Origin of the sequence: Streptomyces hygroscopicus (genome assembly GCF_026168105.1) — a bacterium.
GTDB lineage: Bacteria > Actinomycetota > Actinomycetes > Streptomycetales > Streptomycetaceae > Streptomyces > Streptomyces hygroscopicus_D.
Genome location: NZ_LBMW01000055.1, coordinates 14,034 through 37,788, shown reverse-complemented (window position 1 = coordinate 37,788; position 23,755 = coordinate 14,034). Strand labels below are relative to the sequence as shown.

Here is a 23,755-nt window from a genome sequence, read left to right as displayed (position 1 = left end):
CTGTCAAAGTGCGTCGCCGACGTCCAACCGGCCCGCCGTACAAGCCACCCGCACGGGTCACAGGAACTTGCCCGCCAACTCCCCGCCAGGGTTCACTCCTTCGGGTGGCGGGTCAGGCGAAGCGGGACCTCTGCCCACCGGCACTGGGAGGGTCGGAAGCCGCCGTACCGGGACGACACTCCAGTTGACGGACCGTCACCCGGGCCCATGGGTACACGAGTGAGGAATGCGAGCACCGGTGCAAAAGACGCGGCCTCGGCGTACAGGCAAGCAGACGGCTCCCGAACGAGGGCCCTCCTCCGAGTCCGCGGGCAGCGGCCGTCCCGCCCATGTCCGCAACCGACTGATCGTCGCGGTGGCCGTGGTCGCCGCCGCGATCGCCGGCGCCGGTGCGCCCGGCATCGTCGCCGCCTCGGGTCAGCTGAGCGAATCGCAGAACCTGGTGACGCTCACCGAGCAGACCCAGGACGCCCTCAGCCTCGCCCATGCGCTGGCGGACGAGCGCGACGGCGTCACCTCGTACGTGGCCGCCGGCCGCCCCAAGTCCAAGGCGCCCGACGAGCAGCAGAGCGCGCGCGTCGACCGGCAGATCGACGAACTGCGCACCAATCCGGACATCTCCGGCGGTCTCCGCCAGGACCTCGACGACGTGGACGCCGTACGGAGAGCGGCGCTCACCGGGAAGAGCAGCGCCCTCGAGGCGCACCAGGCGTACTCCACCGTCATCACGGAACTCCACGCCCTCGCCGACCAGCTGGCCGAGAAGATGCCGCCCCGCGCGGGCTCCGGCGCCTACGCCCTCGCCCAGCTCGACAACGCCGTGCAGCAGTCGGCCGCCGCCCGCGGGCTGCTCCTCGCGGCCCTGAACGTTCCGCGCACCACCCAGACCGTCATCAGCCCGGTCACCGGCCTGCCGATCACCACCGGCAGTTCCTCTTCCGCCGACACCAAACAGCGCGACGCGCTCAGCGCCGCCGCCCAGCAGGCCGCCGTGCGCTCGGACGCGGCCGTCGCCGACTTCCGCGACAACGCACCCACGGCGGCCAAGACCTCGTACGACTCCACGGTCACCGGCCCCGAGGTCACCTCCGCCGAGAAGTACCTCAAGGCCCTCACCGACCAGCCCACCCTCTCCGACAGCGACCTCGGCTTCAGCACCAAGAAGGTCGACGCCTCCCTCTCGGCCCGCGTGGACCTGATGCGCGGCGTCGAGTCCTCCCTCTACGAGAGCCGCGACAAGGACCTCACGCGGCTGCGTGACGACGACGTCACCGCGCTGGAGATCCGCATCGCCGTCCTGGGCGCGCTCATGCTCGTCGCCGTCGGCATTGCCATGGCCGTGGCTCGCAGCCTCACCCGCCCGCTCGCGGTCCTCCGCCTCGGGTCGGCCCGTGTGGCAGCCGATCCGGGCGCCGAGGAACCGGTGAAGTTCACCGGCCGCAACGACGAGTTCGCGCAGGTCGTCCGCTCCGTCAACGCGCTGCACGCGCACGCCGTCGCCCTCCAGGAGCGTCTGTCGACGCTGGAGACCGACCGCAAGCACCTCGTCGGCCAGCGTCAGACGATGGCCGACGAGCGCGCCGCGCTGCGCGCCGAACTGGCTGAGGCCGCAAGCCACCTGCAGCAGATCCGGCACAGCATCCACTCCACCTTCGTCAACCTCGCCCTGCGCACGCTCGGGCTGGTCGAGCGCCAGCTCTCCGTCATCGAGGGACTGGAGGAGCGCGAGCATGACCCGGAGCGGCTCTCCACGCTCTTCAAGCTCGACCACTTCGCCACGGTCATGCGCCGCCACAGCGAGAACCTCCTTGTGCTGGCCGGCGCCGAGCATGTGCAGCAGCACGCCGGGCCCGTGCCGCTCGTCGACGTAGTGCGCGCCGCGGTGAGCGAGATCGAGCGGTACGAGCGCGTCCGCATCGCGACGCTGCCGCCGCACGCGCACATCGCCGGGTTCGCCGCCGACGACCTCTCGCACCTGGTGGCCGAACTGCTGGAGAACGCCGCCTCGTTCTCGCCGCCGGATGTCGCGGTCGAGATCTCGGGCTGGCTCCTGGAGAGCGGCGAGGTGATGCTCTCCGTGCAGGACGAGGGCATCGGCATGGCCACCGACCGGTTGACCCGGCTCAACGCCCGGCTCGCCGACTTCGACCCGGACGACGCCTACGACCAGGAGAGCGGCGACGGCCTCGGGCTCGGCCTGTACGTGGTGGCCCGCCTCGCACACCGGCACGGCGTCCGCGTCCAGCTGCGGGAGCACAAGCAGGGCGGTATCGCGGCGGTCGTCGTCCTGCCGAGGCCCCTGCTCGCCCCGGCCCCGGCGGCGGCCGTGCCCACCGCGGGTCCGGCGACGGCCGGTATGACGGCGACGTCCCTGCCCGGGGCAGACGCGGAGGTCAACTCGAACGCCCTGAGGGGCCGTGCGCGCATCAGCCTCCAGGAGCCGAAGGGCGACGAGGACCCCCTGATCGCGGCGGCGGAACAGGCCGTACGGGACCGCGAAGGCGATGGAGACGGCAACAGCACTGGCGTCGGCGACCGTGCGCGGGAGGACGGGACCGTGCGTCCCGCGGTCATGCCTCCGCGGGAGCCCGTGGACGTGGCCCGGGACACGGTCCCCGCCGAGACCGGTCCCGAGACCACGATGGAGCTGCTGCTCCCGTTCCCCCGGGCGGCCGAACAGGCACCCGCTTCCGCCGCCGACATCCCCGCCCAGGCGTCGGCGGATCCGTACGCCATCGGCCCCGATGCCCACGAGCGCACCGCCGACGAGGGCGAGCCGGAGCCCGCGTCCTCCACGCCGCAGGCGCCTGTGCCGGAACCCCCGGCACCGCCGGTACCCCAGGCACCTCAGCCCCAGGCACCTCAGCCCCAGGCACCTCAGCCCCAGCCCCAGGCATCCCAGGAGCCCGAGGCCCCCCGGGTCACCGCCAAGGGCCTGCCCAAGCGCACCCCGAAGATCTCCGCGCCCGCCCCGGCCGCGCGTCCGCGCACCGGCGGTGTGGACGCGGAAGCGCTACGCCGCAGGCTCGGCGGCTTCCACCGGGGTGCCAAGGAGGGCTACCGCCACGTCGAGGCGGAGATCGCCGATCACGCGGGGGAGTCCAGGACGCCCGGGCACCGGTCCACGGCACCACCTCAGAACGCAACACCCGGAACCGCACAGGACGTTGACACATCGGGGGGCACAGTCGAGGAGGCAAGCAGTTGACCGCGTCCAGTACCTTCGGACTGAGCAGTGAGGCCCGCAACCTGCACTGGCTGCTGACGAACCTCGTCGAGGAGGTGCCGGGGCTGTTGTCGGTCGCGGTCGTCTCCTCGGACGGCCTGCTTCTGCTCTCCTCCGATCCAGGCCGCAACGCGCAGGCCCGCGCGGTCTCGGAGGACAGGGCCGGCGGCCCCAGGGGATCCTCCGCCGACCTCGCCACCGTCGTGTCCGGAATCGGCAGCCTCACCATCGGCGCCGCGAAGCTGATGAACGCCGGCGGCGTCAAGCACACCATGGTCGCGATGGACGAGGGCAGCCTCTTCGTCATGTCCATCAGCGACGGCTCGCTGCTCGGCGTGCACGGCTCCGCGGACTGCGACATGAGCGTGGTGGCCTACCACATGGCGCTCTTCGTCGGACGCGCCGGCCACGTCCTGACGCCCGAACTCCGCAGCGAGCTGCGCAAGTCCCTCGAGGCCGAGTCGGCAGGGAGCGTCCGATGAGCACGCCGAAGAAGCTTCCCGTGCGCGGCGACCGCAAACCCGCCCGCGTGCGCCCCTATTCACTCACCGGCGGCCGGACCCGCTTCGGCCACGTCCTGCTCGTCGAGACCTTCGTGGCGGCTCTCGAGGCCCCGGAAGAACGGCGTGAGCTGACGAATGGTTCACTGTCGACCCGAGTGATGCCCGAGATGCGGGCCATCGTGGAACTCTGCCGTCGTATGCGCACGGTGGCGGAGATCGCGGCGCTGCTGAAGATGCCGCTCGGAGTGGTCCGTGTGCTCCTCAGCGACCTCGCAGACCAGGGAAAGATCCGTGTGTACGGCACCGGTCACGGCCCCGGACAGCCGGACCGCGCTCTGCTGGAAAGGGTGCTGAGTGGACTCCGTCGTCTCTGACGCCGCCCCGGGCGTCTCCCCGCTCCACGTCGACCGCGATGAGTCGGAGCGCCTGCAGTCCTGGCAGACGGACCGCACGCGCGCCCCGATCGCCACGAAGATCGTGGTGGCCGGCGGCTTCGGTGTCGGCAAGACCACCCTGGTGACCGCTGTCTCGGAGATCACGCCCCTCCAGACGGAGGCGCTGATGACCGAGGCCAGCGAGGACACCGACGACCTGAGCGAAACTCCGGAGAAGCTCACCACCACGGTGGCGATGGACTTCGGCCGGATCACGCTCGACGACGACCTGGTGCTCTACCTCTTCGGCACACCGGGCCAGCAGCGGTTCTGGTTCATGTGGGACGACCTGGTGCGCGGCGCCATCGGTGCGGTCGTCATGGCCGACACCCGGCGGCTCGCGGACTGCTTCCCGGCACTCGACTACTTCGAGAGCAGCGGGCTGCCGTACATGGTCGCCGTGAACCACTTCGACGGCAGTGAGCGGTTCGAGCCCGATGATGTGCGCGAGGCCCTCACCATCCCTGCACATATACCTGTCATGATCATGGATGCGCGCCGCCGGATCTCGGCGATCGAGACCCTTCTGGCCCTCGTCGGCCACGCGCTCGACGTCACCCCCGAGTAGTCCTGAGTAGGAGCAACACCCGCATGCGGAAGATACTCGTCGTCGGAGCCGGTCAGTCCGGACTCCAGCTCGCCCTCGGCCTCCAGTCGCACGGGTACGAGGTCACCCTGATGTCCAACCGGACGGCGGACGAGATCCGCGCCGGCCGGGTCATGTCGACGCAGTGCATGTTCACCACCGCGCTGCAGCACGAGCGCGACCTCCAGCTGAACTTCTGGGAGTCCCAGGCGCCGAAGATCGAGGGGCTCGGTGTGTCCGTGGCCGTCCCCGGCTCCTTCGACCCGGGCCCCTCCCAGCGGGCGATCGACTGGGTGGGCAGGCTCGACGGGTACGCACAGTCCGTGGACCAGCGGGTGAAGATGGCCGGCTGGATGGAGACGTTCGCGCAGCGCGGCGGCCAGCTGGTCATACACGGTGCGGCGGTCTCCGACCTCGACTACTTCTCCCGTACGTACGACCTGGTGCTGGTGTCGGCCGGCAAGGGCGAGCTGGTGTCGATGTTCGGACGCGACGCCTCGCGCTCCCCGTACACCGAGCCGCAGCGTGCCCTCGCGGTCGCGTACGTCCACGGTCTGGGCCCCCGCCCGGAGCACCCGGAGTACGACGCGGTGCGCTGCAACCTGGTACCCGGGGTCGGCGAGCTGTTCGTCATGCCGACGCTGACGAACTCCGGCCGTGCGGACATCCTCTTCTGGGAAGGCATACCGGGCGGTCCGCTCGACGTCTTCAAGGGGGTCAAGGATCCCGCCGAGCACCTCTCCCTGACGCTGGAACTCATGGAGAGGTTCACGCCGTGGGAGTACGCGCGAGCCACCAAGGTGGAGCTGACCGACGCGAACGGCACGCTCTCGGGGCGCTACGCGCCCACTGTCCGCAACCCGATCGGCCGGTTGCCCGGCGGCGGCCTGGTGCTGGGCGTCGCCGACGTGGTCGTGGCGAACGACCCGATCACCGGCCAGGGCTCCAACTCGGCGTCCAAGTGCGCCGCCTCGTACCTCGCATCCATCCTCGAACACGGGGACAAGGAGTTCGACGAGGCCTGGATGCAGGGGACCTTCGACCGGTACTGGGACACCGCCCAGCACGTGACGAAGTGGACCAACGCGATGCTCGGTGTGCCGCCCGAGCACGTGCTCAACCTGATCGGGGCCGCGGGTGCGATGCAGCCGGTGGCCGACCGGTTCGCGAACGGGTTCGACAACCCGGCCGACTTCGAGAACTACTTCTATGAGCCGGAGAAGACGGAGGCCTATCTGGCCTCGGTCGCCGGAGCCTGACCCGCTTCGGGCCGGCGATCCGGCTCACGGCTCAACCCGTCACGCGCCACGGCTCCGTCCTGGGGAAGCGTCGGCGATGCGTACTCGGTCAGGGGCTGACCGGCGGGGTCCGGTCGCACGGCTCCGAGTACGGGGTAGGCCGCGATCGGGGACACCTCGACCGTCGTCCCCGGCCGCGGCGCCTGGACGACCATCCCGTCGCCGAGGTACAGGGCCACGTGCGTGGCCTCCGGGAAGTAGACCACGAGGTCCCCGGGGCGCAGCTCCTTGAGCGATACGTGCGGCAGCGTGGCCCACTGCTCCTGGCTGGTGCGGGGGATGGCCCGTCCGGCGTGCTGCCAGGCCCCTGAGGTCAGCCCCGAGGAGTCGTACGCCGTCGGGCCCTCGGCGCCCGACTCGTACGGCTTCCCGATCTGCTCGACGGCGTACCGCAGGGCCCTGTCGCCCGCCAGGGTCGGCGCCCGCTCGGGGCCGAGCGCTCCGGACTCCAGGAAAGTGCGCTGCGCTGCCGCGATTCCGCTGCGCTCCCACTCCGCCAGCCGGGTCAGCTGGTCGTCGCTCAGCGAGGCGAGCAGCCTCTCGACTCCCTTCAGCCGTACCTCGACCTCGTCGTGCGCCTTCTTCTGACGGTTGGTCAGGGAAAGCTGCTCGTCGAGTGCCTTGCGCGCCGCGCGCGCCAGTTGGTCGGCCCGCCTCTCGCTGTCGGTCAGCTGACGTACGCTCTCGGCCCGCCCACGCGCCAACTGCCCGATGACATGGCCCTCCTCGAGCGCGTGCTGCGGATCGCGGGCGAGCAGCAGACGCACGTACGAGGAGATGTCGGTGCTGCTCTGGTACTGGTGTCGCGCGAGCCGGCCGACCTCGCCGCGGCTGCTCTGCAGGTCGAGCCGGGCCCTGGCGAGCCGCGCGTCGAGCAGTGCCACCTCGTCCTGGTGCTTCTTCAGCTGAGCGATGGTGGCGTCGTAGCTCTCGGTGGCCCGTTCGGCCTGCCAGTAAAGCTGCTGAAGATCCGTCAGCAGCTGGGAAACCGAACGGGACGTCCGCTGACCTGCCGCGTCGCCGCCCGGGACCGGGGCGGCCACCGCGGGTGCCGGAACGAGCAGCGCCGAGGTGGTCACGACCGCCGTACAGGCCAGGCGCAGCAGCATTCCTGACATGTCATCACCTCCGATGCGGGGGTGGTCCGTCCACCTCGCACCGGCAGGATGGGACGCGAGCCACCGGGGCGCGCGCCGGGTGGTCGGTTCGGCTCAGCGAGGTCACTCGTCGGCGGCGTCCCGCTCCTCACCCGGCGTGGCGTCTGGCCTCGGACGCGGCTTGGACCACGGCCACCGCAGTCGGCCGCCGCCGGCCCCCTCGGGGTCGTACTCGTACTTCCAGCCCGGGTGGAGACCGAGTCTTCCGGCCGGGCCCGCCTGGACGCGCCGGTAGACGAGGACGGTCGGCGGGCCTCCGGCCGCGTCCGGGACCGGGACGCGGTACGTCTTCGGGGGATGGCCGGTGGGGCCCAGCAGAACGGGCAGGACGCGCCCGTCCAGGGGGCCGCCCACGAACGGGGTGTCTTGGCTCTTCACGGCACCAGTGTCCCTGTCGCGGCCCGAGGTCCGGCGCGCGGCACAGGGTCAGGGCGGCCCCAGCAGGTGACCCGCGTCGCCGACCACGGGCAGTACGCGACGGACGAGATCGCCGATGGGCCCCTCGGCGCTCTCCAGGGCCAGCGCGCCCCGGATCACCGCGGCGGTCTGCGGGTCGCGTCCCGCGCCGGCCACCAGGCAGGCCACGAACTGCTCCACGAGCCAGTCCCGCAGTTCGTCGACCGGCGGCTGCTTGTCCTCGTCGAGCCAGATGAGGGAGGCGGCCTCGACCGCGGTGATCCACATCCGTACGGTCATCCGCAGCCGGGCGCCGGGCCTCTTGACACCCAGATGGCTGAGAATGTGCTCGGCGGCGGCCCGCCGTACTCCGTCCACGATGGCGGTGGTGCGGGACGTCTCCACCACGCTGCCACCCTGGAGCAGGGCGCTGAAACCGGCGTCGTGCCGGCCGACGAAGGCGAGATAGCGGTCGAGGGCTCGGCCCAGCCGCCGGGTCAGCGGTCCCTCCGGGGGCTCGGCGAAGCACTGCTGGAGCTCCTCGGCTGCGGAGCGCAGGGCGGCCTCGTACAGCTGCTGCTTGCCGCCCGGGAAGTAGCGGTAGACCAGGGGCCGTGAGACTCCCGCGGCCTCCGCCACGTCGTCCAGCGAGACCTCCTCGGGCGCGCGGTGCGCGAAAAGGGACAGCGCGGCGTCCAGGAGCTGGCTGCGCCGCTCCTCGACGCTGAGCCGGCGGTACGCGCGGATGGGAACCTCGGAGGTCATGTCCCGCAGCGTAACCGTGTCGTCCTGCGGGACGGCGACGAGAGCGGGCCGAATCCGCGCGCTGATCCGACGCGAATGGTCAGACGCGAATGGTCGGACACCGCCTCCCGCCCGAGTCCCGTCGACCTCCGCAGCCGTGGCCCGTCCCGCGCGGCACACCAGTGGCGTCCGGGCCGTACCGCTGCGCAGCCCGGCCGCGTGACGGTCTGTCTGGTGCGGCACGTGGGCCACGTGGTCGTGCGGCTCAGGCCAGCAGCCCGGACGACCTCCACAGCCGTCGGCCCACCCCGCGCAGCACACCGATGTCGTCCAGGAAGTCCGTCAGCCGCTTCGCGCCCGTCTGCATGACCTCACGTCGGTGGCCGCTCGCCTTCACCTGCGCCAGGGCCTCCCGCTTGTCCAGGCCCACGTTCGGGTAGACCTCGGGGTTCACGAACGCGACCGAGAACACCCGTGCGAACTCACCCGAGGTGACCCGGGTGAACTCCTGCGACCAGCGCGGGGCGGTGACCATCTGACGGCGCAGTTCCTCGCGCGCGTACCTGACGTGCCGGGCCTCCTCGACCACGTGAATGCGCGTCACCCCGCGGACCAGCGACTGCACCCGCTCGTCGGGGAAGGTCAGCCGCTGCATCCAGTCCAGGACCTCCTCGCCGAGAAGGGTGGCGGTGAAGGAGCCCGGCGTCGTCGAGATCGTCTTGAAGACGCGGCCCAGGTTCCGGTGCGCCCGGCTCACCGGGTACCAGGGCGTGTCGCCGTGCGCGATCAGCCGGGCGAACATCTTCGAGTGCCGGCACTCGTCCTCGATCTCGGTCAGGGCGTAGCGCACGTGCGCGCTGGTGGCCGCCTTGTCGTAGATGTGCCGGACCAACAGCTGCATCAGGATGATCTCGAACCAGATGCCGAGCGAGGCGAGTGCCGCCGCCTCGTGCTGGGAGAGCAGGATCCGCTGCTCCTCGCTCATCCGCTGCCACAGCGGTGTGTCGTACAGCGACACCAGTTCCGGCGGCCAGAACCACTTGCCTTCCTCGTAGGGCGTGTCCCAGTCCAGTTCGCTGTCCGGGTCGAAGGAATGTTTGGCGGAGGAGTCGAGCAGTCGCTTCGCCACCTGCTCCCGGTCCTTGAGCAGGCCGAGCGCGTCGCGCAGCACATCGGCTTCCGTCACGGTCGTCATCGCTGTTCCCCACCACCTCGTCGAACGGGCCGCCGTTACCAGCGGTCACGTCTTATGAGACTGCTTGTCAGCAAGGACGTCAATCCCCTGTGCCGCACTTGTTGACGGCGCGTCTACCGCGTGTGAGCGTGGGCGGTATGCCGACGCACGAGCTGTACGCCATGGACCCGGGGGATTCCCTCTGGCAGGTGCCCGCCAGTGGCGCCGCGCGCTTCAACTGGGAGTACGACGACGGCCGCGACCGTCTGCTCGCCCTGTACCAGAAGGGCAAGGACAAGCAGTGGGACGGGCAGAAGCGGATCGACTGGGACCTCGAGGTGGACCCCAACGATCCGCTCGGCACCCCGGACGAGGCGATGACCCTGTACGGGACGCCGTACTGGGCCCGGATGACCGACCGGGACAAGGGCGAGCTGCGGAAGCACTACGCCTCCTGGCAGTTCAGCCAGTTCCTGCACGGTGAGCAGGGCGCGATGGTGTGCGCGGCGCGGATCGTGGAGTCCGTCCCCGACCTGGACGCGAAGTTCTACTCGGCGACCCAGACGATGGACGAGGCGCGGCACGCGGAGATATATGCCCGCTTCCTGCACGAGAAGGTGGGCATGGTCTACCCGATCAACGACAACCTCCGGTCGTTGCTCGGCGACACCCTCGGCGACTCGCGCTGGGACATGCCGTACCTGGGGATGCAGGTGCTCATCGAGGGCCTGGCCCTTGCGGCCTTCGGAATGATCCGCGACACCACCGACAAACCGCTGCCGAAGCAGATCCTGGCGTATGTGATGCAGGACGAGGCCCGGCACGTGGCGTTCGGCCGCATGGCCCTGCGCGACTACTACAAGCAGCTCACGGACGCGGAACTGCGCGAACGCGAGGAATTCGTCATCGAGGGCTGCTATCTGATGCGCGACCGGCTGCGCGGGGTGGAGGTGCTGGAGAACTTCGGCATTCCGAAGGCGGAGGCCGAGGAATTCAGCGAGAACTCCGAATTCCTGCGGCTGTTCCGTCAGTTGCTCTTCAGTCGCATCGTGCCCTGCGTCAAGGACATCGGCCTGTGGGGCAAGCGCCTGCAGCAGGCCTATGTCGACATGGGCGTCCTCGAGATGGGGAATTCGAACCTGGACCTTCTGATGGCCCAGGACGAGGAGATCGCCGAGAAGCTGGACGTGGAACGGTTCGCCGCGGAGGACGAGGAACGCGTCGCGGAGGTGACAGAGGCGATCGAGGCGGGGGCGGAGGGCTGACCGCGGGGGCGGAGGCTGACCGCGGGTGCGGAGGGCTATCCCTCCGCGGCCGTCACCGGCTCGGGCTGCGCGGCCGGCTTGCCCCGAGTGATCGGCTCGGCGGCCGCCACCGGCTCGTACGGCCCCGGAGGGAACGCCGTCCGCAGGGTGAAGGCGTACGGGGTCGCCCCATGGGCGCGTAGGTGCAGCAGGCGCTCCTCGGCCTCCGCCACCGTCGGGCGCCGGCCCGTGGGCACCCACCACAGGACCGTGACCGCCTCCGCCAGGCGCTCGAACCATTCCCGTCGCCGCGAGAGCAACTCACGGTGCTGCCCCTGGTACATGAAGGCGGTCAGCGCGTTCGTGTCCCGCCAGGTCGACATGTTGACGATCAGCCAGTCGTCGCCGAAGACCGGTACGTCCGTGGCGTTCCCGGAATCGCTCTGCAGGCGCCAGACGAAACCGTCCGAGGCGTCGGCCACCGCGTTCACGGGGTCCAGGGCGTCCACGAAATCCTTCAACTGAGGTGAGTCCAAGGGGGCTTTGAGGCGGGCGATGTTGACCTGGGCGAGTTCGTAAGCGGCTGCGGAACGATCGTGTACGGTCATGGACCGGACGTTAGGTCGGCGGCCCGCCGTGCACCAGCCCCCGTCTCAGCACGCGGACCGCTTCCATGGCCGGACCCGCCTCGGTGGGCGGTCCCAAGCCTCAGTGGGCGGTCCCCGGCTCAGTGCCGCATCCGCGGGTGTGCGTTCAGCACGGCCTCCATCACGGCCTTCGCGATCGGCGCCGCGTCGCCGCCCCCGCTGATCTCCCCGCGCCGGCCCGCCGCATTCTCCACCACCACGGCGACCGCCACCGCCGGCTCCGGCGCGTCGTTCGCCTGCGCCCAGGAGATGAACCAGGCGTACGGCTTACCGGAGTTGCCGACGCCGTGCTGGGCCGTGCCCGTCTTGCCGCCCACCATGGCACCGGGGATCGCCGCGTTCCGGCCCGTGCCCTCCTCCACCGTGTCCAGCATCATCTCCCGCAACTGCTCGGCGGTCTGCGCGCTCATCGCCCGATGCAGGGTGCGGGGGGCGGTCGTCGAGACCGTCTCGCCCTGCCTCGTCGTCGTCCTCTCCACCAGGTACGGCGCCTTCACCTCGCCCCCGCCCGCCACCGCCGCGGCGACCATCGCCATCTGCAGCGGGGTCGCCCGGGTGTCGAACTGGCCGATCGAGGACAGCGCCAGCTGCGCCGGGTCCAGCTTCCGGTCGAAGGTGCTCGGCGCCACCGGGAACGGAATCCGCAGAGTGCGGTCGTCGAAGCCGAAGTTCGCCGCGGCCTCCCGCATCGTCCGCAGCCCGGTCTCCACCCCCAGCTTCGCGAACACCGTGTTGCACGACCACGCGAAGGCGTACCGCACGGACGCGTCCGCGCAGCCGTCGGCCTCGTTGGTCAGCCGGGTGTTCGAGCCGGGCAGTTGGTAAGGGTCCGGGGACGTCGTGTGCGCGTCGAGGTCCGTGACCACCCCCGCGTCCAGTGCCGCCGCGGCCGTCACCACCTTGAACGTCGAACCGGGCGGATACGTCTGCTGGATCGCCCGGTCGAGCATCGGCCGCGCCGCGTCCCCGGTCAGCCGCGTCCAGGCCCGGGCGACGGCGGTCCTCGACCCGGACAGCTCCGCGGGGTCGTAGGAGGGCGCCGACACGAGGGCCAGGATCCGTCCGGTCGAGGGTTCGACCGCGGCCACCGCGCCCGTGCGCCCGGCCAGTTGCCGGTAGGCCGCCCGCTGCGCCGCCCCGTTGAGGGTGGTGACGACGTTTCCGCCGGGGTTGCGGGCCCGGGCGACGTCGTTCCACAAGGGCACCGTCGACAGCAGCGGGTCGGTGCCCGCGAGCAGCGCGTCGTGCGTGTTCTCCAGCTGCGTCGTCCCGTACACCTGCGAGGCGAAGCCGGTGACCGGCGCGTACAGCGGGCCGTCCGTGTAGGTGCGCTCGTAGCGGAACATCCCGGCCGTGTCCCGCGAGCCGGTCACCGCGCGGCCGTCGACCACGATGTCGCCGCGCGGCGAGCCGTACCGGACGATCGCCTGCCGCCGGTTGGCGGGATTGTCTCCGTAACGGGAGGACTCGAAGATCTGCACCCGGGTCGCGTTCGCCAGCAGCGCGATCAGGAGCAGTGCGCACAGGGCCGCCGCCCGGCGGATGTACCCACTCACGGCGCCGCCGTCCCGTCGTACTGGCTGCGGGCCGAGTCGCTGATCCGGATCAGCAGCGCCACGATGATCCAGTTGGTGACGACCGACGAGCCGCCCTGGGCCAGGAAGGGCATCGCCATGCCCGTGAGCGGGATCAGGCCCGTCACCCCGCCCGCGATCACGAACACCTGGAGCGCGACGATCGACGCGAGACCGATGGCGAGCAGCCGCCCGAACGGGTCGCGCAGCGCCAGGCCCGCCCGGTAGCCGCGCTCCACCAGCAGCGCGTAGACGAGGAAGAGCGCGGACAGGCCCGCGAGGCCCAATTCCTCGCCCGCCGTCGCCAGGATGAAGTCCGACTTGACGGCGAAGCCGATGAGAATGGAGTGGCCGAGGCCCAGCCCGGTGCCCAGCGCGCCCCCGGCTGCGAAGGCGAAGAGGGACTGGGCGAGCTGGTTGGGTCCGCGGCCCGCCTCGATCGACGCGAAGGGGCGCAGCCAGTCCTCGACCCTGCCGTGCACATGCGGTTCGATCCCGCTGACGGCGAGCGCGCCGAGGAGCGCGAGCAGCAGGCCGACGGCGACCCAGCCGGTGCGGCCGGTGGCGACGTACAGCAGCACCACGAACAGGCCGAAGAACAGCAGCGAGGTCCCGAGGTCGCGCTCCAGGACCAGCACTCCGACGCTCAGCAGCCAGATCGCCACGACCGGGCCGAGAACCCGGCCGGTGGGCACCTGCAGCCGCCACACCCGGCGGCCCGCGAACGCCAGCGCATGGCGGTTGGCGGCCAGGTACCCGGCAAAGAAAACCGCGAGCACCACCTTCGCGAACTCGCCCGGCTGGATGGAGAACCCGGCGACCCTGAGCCAGATGCGGGCGCCGTTCACCGCCGGGAAGAAGATCGGCAGGGTGAGCAGGGCGAGGGCGGCGACGACGCAGACGTACGTGTAGCGCTGGAGCACCCGGTGGTGGCGCAGCAGGACCACTACTGCGATGAAGAGGGCCACGCCGACCGTCGACCAGTACAGCTGGGCGGGGGCCGCCCGGTCGCGCGGAGTCTCCAGGTCGAGACGGTAGATCAGCACCAGGCCCACGCCGTTGAGCAGCACGGCGATGGGCAGCAGCAGGGGATCGGCGTAGGGGGCCCGCAGACGCACCGCGCAGTGCGCGAGCAGCGCGAGCACACCGAGCCCGGCGCCGTAACGGGTCGCGCCGGGCGGGAGGGTGCCGTACTTCGCCAGGCCGACGGCGCAGTAGCCGTACACGGAGATCAGGACGGCGAGGAGAATGAGGGCGAGCTCGGTGCCACGGCGCCGGGGCAGACGCAGGGCGGGAGCGGGGGCGTCCCCCGTTCTCGTCGTTGCTGGCATTCCGGGCTGGATCATGTGCGGAACGTAGCAAGGGGGCGGCCCCGATGTCCCGTTAAATGGTCACAATCGGTCCGTTCCGGTACACCTTGCGGTACCCCTCCGGGTACACCTTGCGATCCTGTCCGCAAGGAAAGGAAGCGGATTCGCCGTGGCCGGCACCTCCGCTCGGCGCGGCCGGCCAGGGGCCTCATTCGGCGAGGTCCTCCAGGAGACGGGCCGTGCCCAGACCCGTCCGCAGGTAGTCCACGAACAGCTCGTTGTGCAGCGCCCAGGGCCCGCGACGGGCGCGGATCATCCGGATCGCCTCCTCGGCGGTGTGACCGGCCCGGATCAGCGTGTCGGCGATCACCAGCCCCGACCGGTTGTACCCGTGGTAGCAGCGGACGAGGACCCGCCTGCCGTCCTCCAGGGCGTCGTCGGCGGCCTGCGCGAGCCGTATCACGCCCGCGAGCTGCGTCCCGTCGAGCGGGCCGTCCGGAATCGGCCACACATGGTGCTCCACCCCGTCGTCCGGCCCGTGTCCCGGCAGCCGCAACAGAGTCAGGACCAGATCGAACTCATCCCGTACGACGGCGAGTTCCGTCTCCCCGGAGCGGCCCCTGAACTCATGGCCGCCCATCCACAGTCCTGGCACGATCTCGCTCCACGGGCTGTCCGGAGCGGGAACCTCGGGTTGCTTTCTGCGGGTCCGCAACGGCGCCTCCCACCGACTCCCCAACTGCTCACAAGGTAACCGGGTTCTTGCTCCTGGAGCACCCTGCCTGTTCCCATGGTCCAGGGGTGATGGTGCATGAGTGGACTGCGCGTCATACCGACCCGTCGCCAGGGGCAGGAACGCCTGTACGTGTGCGGCACCGACGGGAGGAACGTCGCCTGGTACGACCGTGAGGCGGGCCGGGTCAACCTGCTCAGCGAGGATCTGAGGCAGGAGGTGCTCGACGCGCTCGCCCCGTTTCTGACGGGCCCGGTGGCAGTGGGGCCGCCGCCAGTCCCCACACCCGCGGAGCTGGCGCGGCTCTCCCTGCACCCGGACGACGACCTCGCGCCGAACCGGCCCGGCGAGGCACTGGTGATCGCTCTGGACCGCGACCCGGGGCCCGCCCGCCGGCTGCGCCCGGATCCGCGCCACCGTGCGCTCGCCGCCGAGCAGGCGGTCGGCGAGGCGCTCGACCGGCTGGAGGGCGCGGGCTGGCGCACCCTGCACTCGGTGCCGCTGCCCGGCGGTGACCGCATCCACCACCTGCTGATCGGCCCCGGCGGCCTCTTCGCGGTGCGCTCCCTCTACGCCCGCAGGCAGCGGATACTTGTCGCCGACCCGATGGTGACGGTGGGCCGCCGGGAGCCGCGGCCCCTGCTGCGCCGAGTGCGCGCCGACGCGAGCCGGGCGTCCTACGTCCTGACGGCCGAGGTCCATCCGGCCCTGGTCCTGCTGGAGCCCGCCCGTCTTGAGATCACGGTTCCGCCCGGGGAGATCCGCGTCCTCCAGGACACGGACGTTCCCGGCCTGGCTCGCCTGGGCGGCATGCTGAAGCCGGCCGACGTGGAGGCCCTGCACGCGATGGCACGGGACCGGCACACGTGGCTGAGGGTTTGACGGCACGGTCGGGTGTGGGGGCGGTCGGGGCGGCGGTGCCGGACGGTCGGGCGTGCGTGGCGGGTGTGTGGGGCGGTCAGGGCAGCGGCGTGGCACGGTCGGGGTCGAGGAGCGGGGCCAGCAGGTCGCCGTACGCCTGAAGGCGCGGGCCGATGTCCGAGGCGTGGAAGACAAGACTGCCGGGAGAGGCGCAGTCCGTCACCTCCTCCCAGGTCACCGGCGCCGACGCGGTGGGCTCGGCCCGGGCGCGCAGCGTGTAGGGCGTCGCCGTCGTCTTGCGTGCCGCGTTCTGGCTCCAGTCCACGAAGACCTTCCCGGGCCGCAGACTGCGGGTCATACGGTGGACGACGAGACGCGACATCGCCTTCTCCGCCTCGAGGGCGAGCTGTCTGGCGTACTCGGTGGTGCGCCGTGACGGCGTGCACTCCACGGCTGCCAGCAGGTGCAGCCCCTTCGAGCCGGACGTCTTCGCATACGCCTCGATCCCGTCCGCCGCGAGCCGCTCGCGCAGCCACAGGGCGACCTCGCAGCACTGGACGACGGTGGCGGGCGCCCCCGGGTCCAGGTCGAAGACCAGCCGGTCCGCCTCGTCGGGCGCGTCGATGCGCCACTGCGGGGTGTGGAACTCGGTGACGAGGTTGGCCGCCCACATCAGGCTCGGCAGGTCCTGGATCAGCACCATGCGGGCCGGACCCTCCGCGCGGGGCACCTCGGCCGTGGTGACCCACTCGGGTGTACCCGGCGGCACGTTCTTGGCGAAGAAGACCTGGCCGTCCGGGCCGTCCGGATAGCGCAGGAACGACAGCGGGCGGTCGCGGAGGTGCGGCAGCATCGCGTCCGCCGTGGTCGCGTAGTAGTGCAGCAGTTCGCCTTTGGTGAAGCCGGTCGCGGGATGGACAACCTTCTCCAGGTTGCTGAGCGCGAGCCGTCGCCCCTCCACCTCTGTGATCGGCGTCATACGATGAGAATCCCATGAAATCGCGTGATAGCTAGGGAAAAGGTGCGGCTCGTGCGATCCATCTGGAACGGCACCATCTCGTTCGGTCTGGTCAGCATCCCCGTCAAGCTGATGAACGCCACCGAGAACCGCTCGATCTCCTTCCGCCAGATCCATCTGGAGGACGGCGGCCGCATCCGCTACCGCAAGTTCTGCGAGCTGGAGGACCGCGAGGTCACGCAGTCCGAGACCTGCAAGGGGTACGAGGACGCGGACGGCACCGTCGTCCCGATCGCGGACGAGGACCTGGCACAGCTGCCTCTCCCGACCGCGCGGACGATCGAGATCATGGCCTTCGTACCGGCGGAGCGCATCGATCCGCTCCAAATGGACGCGGCGTACTATCTCGCCGCGAACGGCGCCCCGGCCACCAAGCCGTACGCACTGCTGCGTGAGGCGCTCAAGCGCAGCGGGAAGGTGGCGATCGCGAAGTTCGCGCTGCGGGGCCGCGAGCGGCTCGGGATGCTGCGCGAGTTCGACGACGTGATCGCCATGCACGGGCTGCTGTGGCCGGACGAGATCCGCGGGGCGGAGGGAGTGGCGCCGGAGGCGAGCGTCACCGTGCGTGACAGGGAGCTGGATCTGGCGGACACGTTGATGGAGACGCTGGGGGAGGTGGACCTCGACGACCTGCACGACGAGTACCGCGAGGCGTTGGAGGAGCTGATCGCCGCGAAGGTGGAGGGCAGGGAGCTTCCCGCGGCCCCCGAGCCCGAGGGCGGCAAGGTCCTGGATCTGATGGCGGCCCTGGAGAAGAGCGTGCGCGCGGCGAAGGAGTCGCGGGGCGCGGATACGGGCCGGGCGGCGGAGGTCAGACGCCTGCCGGCGCGGAAGTCGGCGCGTGCGGCGCCGAAGGAGGTCGGAGGCAAGAAGTCGACCGCGACGGCGAAGAAGACGGCGGCAGGGAAGAGTACGGCGAAGAAGACGACGGCGGAGAAGACGACGGCGCAGTCGAGGTCCGCGGCGAAAAGGACGGCTGCCAAGTCGACCTCGGCGAGGCCGACGGAGACCGCCAGGAAGACGGCGTCAGGGAAGAGTACGGCGGAGAAGACGACCGCGAAGTCGGCGTCCACGGAGAAGTCGGCGTCCACGGAGAAGTCGGCGGCGGCGAAGACCACTGCGAAGAAGACCACTGCGAAGAAGACGACGGCGGCCAAGAAGACCGCCGCCAAGAAGACGGCGGCGCGCAAGCGGACGGCGTGACGGACGGCGTTGACGGACGGCGTGATGGACGGCGTGACGGACGGCGTTGACGGCGGCATACAGGCTCCGGGCGCCCTTCGTGCTGCCGGGATGTGTGCGGGCGATCCGGAAGCGGAAGGCGGAAGGCCGCCCTGGGCCCACCGCGCTGACTAGCGCACCCTCCGCAGTGCCAGAACGGCGTTGTGGCCGCCGAAGCCGAAGGAGTTGCTCAGGGCCAGGTCGCCCGTGGAGGGCAGGGGGCGAGGGGTTCCCCGGACGACGTCCAGGCGGATCCGAGGGTCCTGGTCCGTGCCGCCGATCGTCGGCGGGATGACCCCGCGGTACAGCGTCAGGACCGTGGCGACCGCCTCCACACCGCCCGCCGCTCCCTGCAGATGGCCCAGGTTGCCCTTGTTGGCCGTGACCGGTACCGCGCCGCCCAGCACCGCCCGCAGCGCGGCTGCCTCCGCGAGGTCGCCGTCGGGGGTGGCCGTGGCGTGGGCGTTGACGTGGACGACATCCACGGCGTGGGCGTCCGCGTCCTTCAGCGCCCGCCGCAGGGCGAGCGCGACCCCGTTGCCCGAGGGGTCCGGAGCCGCCATGTGGTGGGCGTCGGCGGACAACCCCCAGCCCGCCGCCTCGCAGTAGACACGCGCGCTGCGTGCCCGCGCGTGCTCCTCCGCCTCCAGCAGCAGGAACCCGGCGCCCTCGCCGTTCACGAAGCCGTCGCGGTCCTTGGCGAAGGGACGGGACGGCGAGACCTCTCCCACCCCGTGGTTGGACAGCGCGCGCATCGAGGCGAACGAGGCCATGATCGCGGGGGTGACCACCGCCTCCGCACCGCCGGCCAGGGCCACGTCGACGTGGCCGTACCGGATGCGGTCGATGGCCTGGCCGATCGCCTCCGTCCCCGACGCGCACGCGCTGGTCACGGTGCGTGCCTCGCCCGTGATCCGCAGGGCTAGCGAGATCTGGGAGGCCGCTTGGGACGGCACCGTCATGGGGGTCGTGAGGGGGGAGACGGCGCGCGGGCCCCTGTCGCGCAGCGCGCGGTCGCCGCCGACCAGGACCGACGCGTCGCCGAGGATCGCGCCCACCGAGACGCCCACGCGCTCGGGTTCCAGACCGCTCTCCACCGTTCCCGCCGTGTCGAACCCCGCGTCCTGCCAGGCTTCCCGCGCCGCGAGCACCCCGAACTGGGCGGCCCTGTTCATCCGCCGCGCCTGCGGCCGGGGCAGCAGCCCGGCGGGGTCGACGGGCACCGTGCCGGCCACCCGGACGGGCAGTCCCGCGAACTCCTCACCGGTCAACTCCCGTATGCCGCAGCGCCCCTCGATGAGCCCCTGCCACAGCTCGGTCACCCCCATGCCCAGCGGGGTGACCGCCCCCACGCCGGTGACCACGACCCGCCGCGGCGCCGCACCGCGGGCCGAGCGACGCGGGCGCGCGTGGTGCCGTACGAGATGCCCCCGGAGCACGGCGTTCTCGGCCCGCTCGCGCAACTCCGTGTCGCTCAACGGCGGTTCGGAGGTGTTCTCGAGATCGCGGTGCCAGACGCCCCAACGGCGCACGTACGTCTCCTCGACCGCCCGGGGGTCGACGGCGCGCAGGGACGTGACCCGTTCCCCGTCGCGGAAGGCGGTCCCGTCGAGGTCGGCCGACGTGAGCAGCGGGACGGCGGCGACGTCCACCCGGTGGCCGGCGACCGTCACGCGCCGGGAGCGGGCGAGGACCTCGTCGTGGTCGGTGCCGCCCAGCGGGGGGCGCAGCGTCATCCGGATCGTCTCGGGGTCCTGAGGCACGGTGTGCATGACGACATACCAGGAGTGCTCGGCGGCGTCCTGCTCCGACGGGTCGAGCAGATCTCCGGGGATGACTTCGGCGGCGGTGACGGTGTGGGGCCGGAGGGAGCTGTCGGAGGAGTGGCGCATTGTTCGTCTGCTGCTTTCTGTGGCTGGTCGAGTCCATCGCGGGGGCACAACCACGGAAATTGCAGTTGTGCCGCTCCGGCAAGGTGCCGTATTTCACAGACAGGACCAGGGTGAATCCCAACTCATCTTTCATCATGGCTTGTTCACCCTTGAACCAGTCAACTCCTGTGCGGAAACTCACCGATCGAGGGAAAAGAGATCAGGGATTTCGGCCAAGGGGATGTTGGAAATTCCCCGATCTTGTCGAATTTCTGTACGAAGGCTTCCCGTCGAGGACGAGCGGCCGTTCACGAACGAGCGCGGCGGGGGAGGGGGCGCGCGGCTCGCCCATGAGCCGCCCGTGCCTCGCCCGCTCGGTGGCCCCCTGCTCAGGCCTCATGATGGTCTGGCGTTGACCGCGATACAGGTTGACCGGGATACAGACGGAGAGGGGCCCTGGCATGTTCGGATTGTTCGTACGCTTCACCTGCAAGGACGAAGCGGCGGCGGCTGCGTTCGACGACCTGGTGGAGCGGACGGGTGAGCAGATCCGCGCGAACGAACCCGGGACGGTGATCTACGCCGTGCACCGTGTTGACGGACGCCCGTTGGAGCGCGCGTTCTACGAGCTCTACCGGGACAAGAGCGCTTTCGAAGAACACGAGTCGAAGGCCTACGTGCGTGCCTTTCTCTCCGAGCGCGACAAATACGTCTCTGCCACGGAGGTTGACCGCCTCGACCTCGTATCCGGCAAGGGCGTGGAAACTGAGCACTGAGCACCGGAGGGCGACCAGCGGCACGTGGGCCTCAAACGGGTTCGGCACCGCGGAGAGCGGGCGGCTGTCCCGCACGAGTGTGGGCGAGTGGCCGACTCGTCCATGTACTGCCGCGGATGGCACGAAGCGCGAGCCCCGGGCTCCCGCCGTCCGCGGTGCCCTCGCCGCTCACAGCACGCAGATGCGACCTCCGGCACTCGGCGCTGTCGACCTGGCTCAACTCCGGCGAGTGATCACGCGCGTAGGCTGCGCGGCTGCCGGGACGCCTCGCCCGTCGCCGGCGCTTCGCCCGGGTCGGCTGGAGGTCGAGGCCGTCGTCCGCTCCGAGGTGCGCATCTCCCTCGCCGGCGTATGAGCGGAGGTGATCTCTACCGCATACCCTGCACAGGGGCTCCGACGGCACCCGGGCCAGGCAGGCTCGGGCGGCGCCCGACGCGGGGCTGCCCCTGATGGGCTAAGCCCGCATGCGGGTACGTGACGATGCGGCGATTCTGAAGACCGCGTGGTGGGTCACCCGGTTCGACGCCCGCCTCCTGGCCAGAGCCCCTATCTACCAGGAACCTTGATGAGTCGACGACCGACGCACGTACATGTAGCGGTCATCTCCGACTGCCCGCTTCTTCGGCAAGCCCTTCTGCAGCTGATCGACGATGCGCCAGACCTACAGTCAGTGACCCCCGCCAGGAGCGCCGGCGCGCAGCGCTACGAGGTCGGCAGCGCGGACGTGGTACTCCTCAACCTGCAGGATCCCATCAGGGACGTGTGCGACCTCATCGCGCGATTCCGCCAACAGGGATACAAAGTCATAATCCTTTCGCCGTCCAATGCGCGGACAGACCTCGTCCTGGCGATCGAGGCCGGCGCCCGCGGCTACCTGAGCCAGAAAGTCGGCGAAATAGAGCTACTGACGGCGGTCCGCACAGTAGCGTCCGATCGAAGCTATTTTTCGGCAAACTTCAGCGATCAGACTGCGCACGAACGTCTCCGCCGTATCACAAGCCGAGAAAGACAGATCCTGGACCTTGTCGCAAGTGGCGCCACCGACCGTGAAATTGCTTCAAAGCTAAACATCAGCGTGCACACGGTTCATTCGCATCTGGACCGGTTGCGGAGCAAGACGGGAGTCCGTCGCCGCGCTGACCTCACTCGCCTGGCACTGGAGCAAGGTGCAGGCGGTTTCGCTGTGGACGAGGGGTAGTTTTCCCCACATGCACGGGCTGTTCTGCCTCTTGTTGCATCCAAGTGGGTGGACTGAGTCTGGAGATGTTTGCGCGAAGGCCCACGTACGCCTCCAGGCTAAGCGAAAAGCGAGCCACACGGACCGTTGAGGTGAGGGATATGCAAAAAAGGGCTCTCCAGAGAATAGGTGTCGCAGTGGCAACCGCCTCCTGTGTGGCTGCCCTGGGAATCTCGGCGTCCCCAGTCGCCGCCGCTCAGCCAACCAGCTACCCTTCGTATTTTTGCAAAGGGCAGCACCATAAGAAGGTCTGCTACACGTACTCGTACAAGAAGCAGATCAAGAACGGCGAGATTGTATTCGTCCCAATTTTGGTGCCCGCGCAGCTACCACAATTGCCGCAGCAGCCGCAGCAGCCGCAGCAGCCGCAGCAGCCGCAGCAGCCGCAGCAGCCGCAGCAGCCGCAGCAGCCGCAGCAGCCGCAGCAACCCCAGCAGCCGCAGCAGCCGCAGCAACCCCAGCAGCCGCAGCAACCGCAGCAACCCCAGCAGCCGCAGCAACCCCAGCAGCCGCAGCAACCCCAGCAGCCGCAGCAGCCGCAGCAACCCCAGCAGCCGCAGCAGCCGCAGCAACCCCAGCAGCCGCAGCAGCCGCAGCAACCCCAACAGCCGCAACAGCCGCAGCAGCCGCAGCAACCCCAACAGCCGCAGCAGCTGGTGCAGCCGCAGCAACCCCAACAGCCGCAGCAGTTGGTGCAACCGCAGCAGCCTGAAGTGCAGCAGCCGCAGCAGCCTGAAGTGCAGCAGCCGCAGCAGCCGGAGGTGCAGCAGCCGGAGGTGCAGCAGCCGGAGGTGCAGCAGCCGGAGGTGCAGCAGCCGGAGGCCCAGCAGCCGGAGCAGGAGATCGCGCCTGTCGAGTGAGACAGGGAGAAGGAATCTGTGGCTGCCGCCGCTGGACAGTGCAGACGGGCCTGAAAGTGACGGCTGTCGCAGCTCCCTCCCCGTCAGTCCGCGACAACGACAGAGAGCGGGACCCAGTGAGACTGGGTCCCGGTCTCTCATGGCGGCGTCCGCCCTGGCCAGGGCTTGACCGTTGGCGCAACGTCCAGGTTCCAGACCGCACCGTCTCCGCGTATGTCAGGGGAGGGCATGCCGTGAGCGGCATGTCTCCGACCTGCTGTCGCTGGACGGGGAGTTGACCGGTCTCCGTGACCGTGCCGAGCAGGCTGCCGACCGAGAACGCCGTCGTCACCGCGGTGCGCGACCAGCCGGTTTCGAGGGTGATCCGCATCGCCGACACGGTGAAGGCGCAGGACAGCCGCTCGACGACGGGGCGGTGGTCCGCGTCAGGACGACCAGGTTGACGACGATGCCGGGCAGGAGCACGAGCAGGACGGGGACGAGGACGTTCTTCGAGACCGACGGCCCCGTGCTCAGCAGTCCCCAGCGAGAGATGGCGACCGAGGCTGCCAACGAGGCCCACAGCGCCGTTTCGAGCGCGGCGAGCCACTCGCCATTGCGTATGTGGAAACCGCTGGCCATCAGCGAAACCACTGCGATGCCGATGCTCGCGAGCGGGGTGGTCCACTGGCCGTGGCCGAGCAGCCGAGGCCCGACCAGGCCGACGGCGGCAGCGACCTCGGCGGCTCCTATGACGATCGTGAGGCCCCGCGGCAGGTCGTCGAAGCCGACCCAGCGTTCGATGCCCCGACCGATCACCTTGGGCAGGCCTGCGGCGAGGAAGAACAGCGCGAGGAAGCCCTGCGCAGTCCCCAAAGTGAGGTCGAACATGGTGGTCTCCTCCCG

General features: G+C 70.4%; 22 protein-coding genes. 10 read left to right on the top strand and 12 right to left on the bottom strand.

What is annotated here, in order from left to right:
• Positions 1 to 226 precede the first annotated feature (226 nt).
• The 5 genes from AAW14_RS33750 to AAW14_RS33730 are packed head-to-tail and all read left to right on the top strand — an operon-like array spanning position 227 to position 6,008.
• A complete protein-coding gene (locus tag AAW14_RS33750; protein ID WP_265568246.1) occupies positions 227 to 3,208 on the top strand; it encodes a nitrate- and nitrite sensing domain-containing protein in 2,982 nt (993 codons plus the stop codon).
• Complete coding sequence (locus tag AAW14_RS33745) at positions 3,205 to 3,708, top strand: roadblock/LC7 domain-containing protein (RefSeq protein ID WP_265568245.1); 504 nt, start codon at positions 3,205 to 3,207, stop codon at positions 3,706 to 3,708. The genes AAW14_RS33750 and AAW14_RS33745 overlap by 4 nt, the downstream gene beginning before the upstream one ends.
• Positions 3,705 to 4,103 carry a DUF742 domain-containing protein gene (locus AAW14_RS33740; protein WP_265568244.1) on the top strand — a complete coding sequence of 133 codons (399 nt, stop codon included), beginning with the start codon at positions 3,705 to 3,707 and terminating at the stop codon, positions 4,101 to 4,103. Before AAW14_RS33745 ends, AAW14_RS33740 begins: the two co-directional genes overlap by 4 nt.
• On the top strand, positions 4,084 to 4,731 hold the full coding sequence (locus tag AAW14_RS33735) for a GTP-binding protein (RefSeq protein ID WP_265568243.1): 648 nt from the start codon (positions 4,084 to 4,086) through the stop codon (positions 4,729 to 4,731). The genes AAW14_RS33740 and AAW14_RS33735 overlap by 20 nt, the downstream gene beginning before the upstream one ends.
• Before the next feature lie 23 nt (positions 4,732 to 4,754).
• Positions 4,755 to 6,008: a styrene monooxygenase/indole monooxygenase family protein gene (locus AAW14_RS33730; protein ID WP_265568242.1), complete on the top strand. Its 1,254-nt coding sequence runs from the start codon at positions 4,755 to 4,757 to the stop codon at positions 6,006 to 6,008.
• Here AAW14_RS33730 and AAW14_RS33725 read toward each other — a convergent pair.
• From AAW14_RS33725 to AAW14_RS33710, 4 genes are all read right to left on the bottom strand, one after another.
• Positions 5,981 to 7,165 carry a C40 family peptidase gene (locus AAW14_RS33725; RefSeq protein WP_265568241.1) on the bottom strand — a complete coding sequence of 395 codons (1,185 nt, stop codon included), beginning with the start codon at positions 7,163 to 7,165 and terminating at the stop codon, positions 5,981 to 5,983. The two genes, AAW14_RS33730 and AAW14_RS33725, sit on opposite strands and share 28 nt — an antisense overlap.
• Before the next feature lie 102 nt (positions 7,166 to 7,267).
• Positions 7,268 to 7,582, bottom strand: coding sequence for a hypothetical protein (locus tag AAW14_RS33720; protein WP_265568240.1), 315 nt, complete (start codon positions 7,580 to 7,582; stop codon positions 7,268 to 7,270).
• Positions 7,583 to 7,630: 48 nt separating this feature from the next.
• Positions 7,631 to 8,365, bottom strand: coding sequence for a TetR/AcrR family transcriptional regulator (locus AAW14_RS33715; RefSeq protein WP_265568239.1), 735 nt, complete (start codon positions 8,363 to 8,365; stop codon positions 7,631 to 7,633).
• A 244-nt stretch (positions 8,366 to 8,609) separates the two neighbouring features.
• Positions 8,610 to 9,539 (bottom strand): AurF N-oxygenase family protein, encoded by a 930-nt coding sequence (locus tag AAW14_RS33710; RefSeq protein ID WP_265568238.1) that lies wholly within the window; start codon positions 9,537 to 9,539, stop codon positions 8,610 to 8,612.
• Between the two features lie 137 nt (positions 9,540 to 9,676).
• Here AAW14_RS33710 and AAW14_RS33705 point away from each other — a divergent pair, with 137 nt between their 5' ends.
• The gene (locus AAW14_RS33705; protein ID WP_265568237.1) at positions 9,677 to 10,783 is read left to right on the top strand and encodes a ferritin-like domain-containing protein; all 1,107 of its coding nucleotides are present in this window, start codon (positions 9,677 to 9,679) and stop codon (positions 10,781 to 10,783) included.
• 35 nt (positions 10,784 to 10,818) lie between these two features.
• Here AAW14_RS33705 and AAW14_RS33700 read toward each other — a convergent pair whose 3' ends face one another.
• The 4 genes from AAW14_RS33700 to AAW14_RS33685 all read right to left on the bottom strand — a co-directional run bounded on the left by AAW14_RS33700 (position 10,819) and on the right by AAW14_RS33685 (position 15,008).
• On the bottom strand, positions 10,819 to 11,370 hold the full coding sequence (locus AAW14_RS33700) for a DUF3291 domain-containing protein (RefSeq protein WP_265568236.1): 552 nt from the start codon (positions 11,368 to 11,370) through the stop codon (positions 10,819 to 10,821).
• A gap of 119 nt (positions 11,371 to 11,489) precedes the next feature.
• On the bottom strand, positions 11,490 to 12,965 hold the full coding sequence (locus AAW14_RS33695; protein WP_265568235.1) for a penicillin-binding transpeptidase domain-containing protein: 1,476 nt from the start codon (positions 12,963 to 12,965) through the stop codon (positions 11,490 to 11,492).
• Entirely contained in the window at positions 12,962 to 14,329 is a 1,368-nt protein-coding gene (locus AAW14_RS33690) for an FtsW/RodA/SpoVE family cell cycle protein (RefSeq protein ID WP_265568234.1), read from the bottom strand. Before AAW14_RS33690 ends, AAW14_RS33695 begins: the two co-directional genes overlap by 4 nt.
• A 172-nt stretch (positions 14,330 to 14,501) precedes the next feature.
• On the bottom strand, positions 14,502 to 15,008 hold the full coding sequence (locus tag AAW14_RS33685) for a protein-tyrosine phosphatase family protein (RefSeq protein WP_265568233.1): 507 nt from the start codon (positions 15,006 to 15,008) through the stop codon (positions 14,502 to 14,504).
• A gap of 96 nt (positions 15,009 to 15,104) precedes the next feature.
• Here AAW14_RS33685 and AAW14_RS33680 point away from each other — a divergent pair, with 96 nt between their 5' ends.
• Positions 15,105 to 15,908: a nuclease-related domain-containing protein gene (locus AAW14_RS33680; RefSeq protein WP_265568232.1), complete on the top strand. Its 804-nt coding sequence runs from the start codon at positions 15,105 to 15,107 to the stop codon at positions 15,906 to 15,908.
• 76 nt (positions 15,909 to 15,984) lie between these two features.
• Here the strand turns inward: AAW14_RS33680 and ligD are convergent, their stop codons facing one another.
• Positions 15,985 to 16,866 (bottom strand): non-homologous end-joining DNA ligase, encoded by an 882-nt coding sequence (gene ligD / locus AAW14_RS33675; RefSeq protein WP_265568231.1) that lies wholly within the window; start codon positions 16,864 to 16,866, stop codon positions 15,985 to 15,987.
• A gap of 51 nt (positions 16,867 to 16,917) precedes the next feature.
• On the opposite strand from ligD, the gene AAW14_RS33670 reads away from it, so the two are divergent.
• Positions 16,918 to 18,108: a Ku protein gene (locus AAW14_RS33670; protein WP_416223417.1), complete on the top strand. Its 1,191-nt coding sequence runs from the start codon at positions 16,918 to 16,920 to the stop codon at positions 18,106 to 18,108.
• 149 nt (positions 18,109 to 18,257) lie between these two features.
• Here AAW14_RS33670 and AAW14_RS33665 read toward each other — a convergent pair whose 3' ends face one another.
• The gene (locus AAW14_RS33665) at positions 18,258 to 20,018 is read right to left on the bottom strand and encodes a beta-ketoacyl-[acyl-carrier-protein] synthase family protein (RefSeq protein ID WP_265568230.1); all 1,761 of its coding nucleotides are present in this window, start codon (positions 20,016 to 20,018) and stop codon (positions 18,258 to 18,260) included.
• A 440-nt stretch (positions 20,019 to 20,458) separates the two neighbouring features.
• Between AAW14_RS33665 and AAW14_RS33660 the strand changes: the two genes are divergently transcribed.
• Together AAW14_RS33660 and AAW14_RS33655 are read left to right on the top strand one after the other, a co-directional pair.
• Positions 20,459 to 20,773 carry a putative quinol monooxygenase gene (locus AAW14_RS33660; protein WP_265568229.1) on the top strand — a complete coding sequence of 105 codons (315 nt, stop codon included), beginning with the start codon at positions 20,459 to 20,461 and terminating at the stop codon, positions 20,771 to 20,773.
• A 565-nt stretch (positions 20,774 to 21,338) separates the two neighbouring features.
• Positions 21,339 to 21,971, top strand: a complete 633-nt coding sequence (locus tag AAW14_RS33655; RefSeq protein ID WP_265568228.1) for a response regulator transcription factor — start codon at positions 21,339 to 21,341, stop codon at positions 21,969 to 21,971.
• Between the two features lie 365 nt (positions 21,972 to 22,336).
• Here AAW14_RS33655 and AAW14_RS33650 read toward each other — a convergent pair whose 3' ends face one another.
• Both AAW14_RS33650 and AAW14_RS33645 read right to left on the bottom strand, forming a co-directional pair.
• Positions 22,337 to 23,011 (bottom strand): hypothetical protein, encoded by a 675-nt coding sequence (locus AAW14_RS33650; RefSeq protein WP_265568227.1) that lies wholly within the window; start codon positions 23,009 to 23,011, stop codon positions 22,337 to 22,339.
• A 186-nt stretch (positions 23,012 to 23,197) separates the two neighbouring features.
• Positions 23,198 to 23,740 (bottom strand): DoxX family protein, encoded by a 543-nt coding sequence (locus AAW14_RS33645; protein WP_265568226.1) that lies wholly within the window; start codon positions 23,738 to 23,740, stop codon positions 23,198 to 23,200.
• Positions 23,741 to 23,755: the final 15 nt, after the last annotated feature.

Coding starts and splice junctions, on each gene's coding strand:
- AAW14_RS33750 (WP_265568246.1), top strand. CDS start 227: ATGCGAGCACCGGTGCAAAAGACGCGGCCTCGGCGTACAGGCAAGCAG.
- AAW14_RS33740 (WP_265568244.1), top strand. CDS start 3,705: ATGAGCACGCCGAAGAAGCTTCCCGTGCGCGGCGACCGCAAACCCGCC.
- AAW14_RS33730 (WP_265568242.1), top strand. CDS start 4,755: ATGCGGAAGATACTCGTCGTCGGAGCCGGTCAGTCCGGACTCCAGCTC.
- AAW14_RS33725 (WP_265568241.1), bottom strand. CDS start 7,165: ATGTCAGGAATGCTGCTGCGCCTGGCCTGTACGGCGGTCGTGACCACC.
- AAW14_RS33715 (WP_265568239.1), bottom strand. CDS start 8,365: ATGACCTCCGAGGTTCCCATCCGCGCGTACCGCCGGCTCAGCGTCGAG.
- AAW14_RS33710 (WP_265568238.1), bottom strand. CDS start 9,539: ATGACGACCGTGACGGAAGCCGATGTGCTGCGCGACGCGCTCGGCCTG.
- AAW14_RS33705 (WP_265568237.1), top strand. CDS start 9,677: ATGCCGACGCACGAGCTGTACGCCATGGACCCGGGGGATTCCCTCTGG.
- AAW14_RS33700 (WP_265568236.1), bottom strand. CDS start 11,370: ATGACCGTACACGATCGTTCCGCAGCCGCTTACGAACTCGCCCAGGTC.
- AAW14_RS33690 (WP_265568234.1), bottom strand. CDS start 14,329: ATGATCCAGCCCGGAATGCCAGCAACGACGAGAACGGGGGACGCCCCC.
- AAW14_RS33680 (WP_265568232.1), top strand. CDS start 15,105: ATGAGTGGACTGCGCGTCATACCGACCCGTCGCCAGGGGCAGGAACGC.
- ligD (WP_265568231.1), bottom strand. CDS start 16,866: ATGACGCCGATCACAGAGGTGGAGGGGCGACGGCTCGCGCTCAGCAAC.
- AAW14_RS33665 (WP_265568230.1), bottom strand. CDS start 20,018: ATGCGCCACTCCTCCGACAGCTCCCTCCGGCCCCACACCGTCACCGCC.
- AAW14_RS33660 (WP_265568229.1), top strand. CDS start 20,459: ATGTTCGGATTGTTCGTACGCTTCACCTGCAAGGACGAAGCGGCGGCG.
- AAW14_RS33655 (WP_265568228.1), top strand. CDS start 21,339: ATGAGTCGACGACCGACGCACGTACATGTAGCGGTCATCTCCGACTGC.
- AAW14_RS33650 (WP_265568227.1), bottom strand. CDS start 23,011: ATGAGAGACCGGGACCCAGTCTCACTGGGTCCCGCTCTCTGTCGTTGT.
- AAW14_RS33645 (WP_265568226.1), bottom strand. CDS start 23,740: ATGTTCGACCTCACTTTGGGGACTGCGCAGGGCTTCCTCGCGCTGTTC.